The following is a 2,844-nucleotide window of genomic DNA, read 5'->3' as shown; positions in this document are numbered from 1 at the left end:
AACGGCGAGATCTTCTACACACTCAGGGAAGCGCAGGTCGTCATCGAAAGCTGGCGACGTCACTACAACGGCGTGCGCCCGCATGCCTCTCTGGGATACCGACCGCCGGCCCCGGAGGTGTTCATGCCAGCCTTCTCCGCTTGGCCGGCTGCGCTTGCCAGACCAGCTCCGCCGGCCAAGCTACCCGTGGCGGAGCGGCCCACCGTGCACTAACTTTACCCTTGGACCACCTCGTGGGGGCCGATCAATCCAGCCCTCCTACTTCCCGCCCGAGCCTGCATAAGCGTCGATCGCGCGGCGGCAGTTCTCTGTGAGGTTGCCACGGTTCTTTTTGAAGCACGCATCCATCGCGGGATCGTCGGAGTCGATGCCACTGCAGAGCTTCAACGCGTCCCCGGTGCAGTACTTCTTCAGGTCTGCGTTGCCGCGCTTCGACTCAGACGCGGCGAGCACCGGTGCGGCAGTGAGGACGAAAGCGAGGGTGAGAGCGAGAGCGCGCATCATGCTATCCAACTGAGAGTATGCGCATGGAACGTCGGGCCGATCGAAACGGCTCCGCTTTATATCTTTTCCATGATCTGGAACTTGCCGACCGGTCACCGTGAACTACCGGCTCCAATAAAGCGCGATAACACCCATCCCCGCTGGCAGGGGCCGGTATACTCTTGGCTCACTGGAAGGACGGCGTAGGTGCGGCAGCTCGTTGTATCGGCGCCGTAGACGATGCCCGACCATCCACCGAGATGCTCGCACACCAGGACCGGTTGGGCGCCGCGAAGGCGGTCGATCTCTCTGAAGGGCTCGTTCTCGCCAGGGCCGCTTCGAACTGGGATCGCTCCATCGGGCTGATCAGCCAGATCCGTCACGCGGCCCTGTGTTGGGCAGGCGTCCTTGCCGATCTGGCCCGCAATCATGATTGGGACGTCGAGGCGCGCTTCCTCTCCGTACGCTGCGGTAGCAGTCGCTACGGCGAAGGCGGCGAGCAGGATTTTCGTACGCATGGGATAACCTTTGAGCAGGCTGTAAGCCGGTGCCAATGGTTCCTGTTCCCCGCACCACCGACCTTCACGTGATCGATCCGGCCCAAGGCTTCACGGCTTGGCACAACGCGGTCAATTCGGAACCACCAAGCAGTCGGTCCCCGAACCCGAGCTTGCCCTGCCGAGTTGAGGAAGCAGCGCCGTTCGGCGTTCGAGGCTTTTCCTATGTTCTTGATCGCGTCCCTCGCGGCGGGCACCTTCGCGCTCGCCAGTTCCTTCTCGCTCATCGCGATGTGGGCGGACTAGAGCCTCGGTCCTAAGTTCGCGTGCGTGTTCAAATCATAGCGGCTGGCACCCATGGTGACGTTCTTCCCATGGTGGCGATCGGCGTCGAGCTGGCGCTCCGCGGTCACGCGGTAACGCTCGCCGCGCCTGCTCCGTTCGCGGCCTCAGCCGTGCGAGCAGGGCTCTCGTTCCATGCACTGTGCACGCAAGCCGAGTACGATCGCCTCATCGGCACACCGAACCTGTGGCGCCCATGGCGCGGCGTCCAGACCATGTTCGAGGCTGTCGCCTCGCTGGCTGAGCCGACCTATCGCTGGCTTGCCGCCGCACAGGCGACGAGCGGAAGCGTCGTGGTCGCTTCCACCCTCGGTCTCGGCGCCCGCGTTGCGCAGGACAAACTCGCGCTACCCGTCGTGGTGGTCCACGTGACGCCGTTCCTAATGGAAAGCCGTTATGCGCCGCCGCGCCTACCTGGCTTGCCGTTGCCGCGCCTCCTGCCGGCGAGGCTCCGCCATTGGATCGGCAGGGGAGCTGACCGCTACGTGATTGGCCCCGCAGCACTCCCCATTCTGAACGCCTTCCGGGGCACCCTCGGCCTGCCGCCGGTGCAGCGGCTACGCCACTGGTGGAACCTTGCGCCGACCCTCATCCTGATGTTTCCCGGCTGGTACGCGCCGCCGCAGCCGGATTGGCCAGCCCACGCCCTTCAGGTCGGGTTCCCAACTGCCGACCGACTTGGCGACACCCCGGAGCTTCCGGAGGACCTTGTCGCCTTCCTGCGTGCCGGGTCGGCGCCGCTGGTCTTTACCTACGGTTCGGGCATGCGGCAGGGGCGCTCGTTCTTCGAGACGGCCATGCGGATCTGCCGGCGGATGGGCCGCCGGGGCGTATTCCTGGCGCCTCAGACTGGACAGGCTCCATCGAACCTGCTGCCAGATGTGATCCACGTGCCCTACGCTCCGCTCACGGCACTGCTGCCGCACGCGGCTGCCTTGATCCACCACGGCGGTATCGGCACCGTGGCGTTGGGGCTCCGGGCTGGTGTACCGCAGCTCATCGTGCCGGTGGCGTTCAATCATTTCGACGAGGCGCACCGGCTCAAAGCCCTCGGCGTGGGCACCAGCCTGTCGCGCCGTCGCTTCACCCCCGCCCGCGGCGCGCGAGTGCTCGGACGCCTGCTCGCCAGTCATGACGTGGCCGCGGCGTGTCAGTTACTACGCATCCGGGCCGCGGCCGATGACGGCATTGGCGAGGCTTGCGACGCGATTGAGCGGGCAGGTGGGCTCCAAGTCGGGGGACGCTGACGTGAGTCGATGTTTCCTGCTTCCGCTGTTCCGCACCAGCGGTCGCCAAGCGATCAGTCCAGAAAAACGCGGACGCCCTCGGTATTCAGGATGGTCCGCTGATCGGCGCACCAGCGCTCGGGGCCGACCTCCGCGATTTCCTGCGCTAGACGCTTGCCTTCATCATCCACGGCGGTCTGCGCCTGCTTTGGGCCAAGGCTTTGATCGAGGGTAAGCCGCACGGTGCGAGACAAGCCGTCCGACACCTTGTCGTCGATCGCATAGAACTGCCGGCA

Annotated in this window: 4 protein-coding genes and 1 pseudogene; 3 read left to right on the top strand and 2 right to left on the bottom strand. The window is 65.4% G+C overall.

The annotated features are described in order from the left end of the window. Window positions 1-213: transposase (locus MKK60_RS10090; protein ID WP_243985474.1), on the top strand; the 213-nt coding region annotated here is incomplete at its 5' end. A gap of 45 nt (window positions 214-258) precedes the next feature. Here the strand turns inward: MKK60_RS10090 and MKK60_RS10085 are convergent. After that, window positions 259-501 (bottom strand): 3',5'-cyclic-nucleotide phosphodiesterase, encoded by a 243-nt coding sequence (locus MKK60_RS10085; RefSeq protein WP_243948649.1) that lies wholly within the window; start codon window positions 499-501, stop codon window positions 259-261. 242 nt (window positions 502-743) lie between these two features. Between MKK60_RS10085 and MKK60_RS10080 the strand changes: the two genes are divergently transcribed. Both MKK60_RS10080 and MKK60_RS10075 read left to right on the top strand, forming a co-directional pair. Then, window positions 744-1,073 carry a hypothetical protein gene (locus tag MKK60_RS10080; RefSeq protein WP_243948642.1) on the top strand — a complete coding sequence of 110 codons (330 nt, stop codon included), beginning with the start codon at window positions 744-746 and terminating at the stop codon, window positions 1,071-1,073. 233 nt (window positions 1,074-1,306) lie between these two features. Then, window positions 1,307-2,569 (top strand): glycosyltransferase, encoded by a 1,263-nt coding sequence (locus MKK60_RS10075; RefSeq protein WP_243948640.1) that lies wholly within the window; start codon window positions 1,307-1,309, stop codon window positions 2,567-2,569. Between the two features lie 53 nt (window positions 2,570-2,622). On the opposite strand, the pseudogene MKK60_RS10070 reads toward MKK60_RS10075, so the two are convergent. Next, a pseudogene (locus tag MKK60_RS10070) lies at window positions 2,623-2,844 on the bottom strand (hypothetical protein); the annotation flags it as partial.

Origin of the sequence: Methylobacterium sp. J-092 (assembly GCF_022829325.1) — a bacterium.
GTDB lineage: Bacteria > Pseudomonadota > Alphaproteobacteria > Rhizobiales > Beijerinckiaceae > Methylobacterium.
The sequence above is the reverse complement of the archived record's forward strand: the minus strand, read 5'-3'. Positions and strand labels throughout refer to the sequence as shown.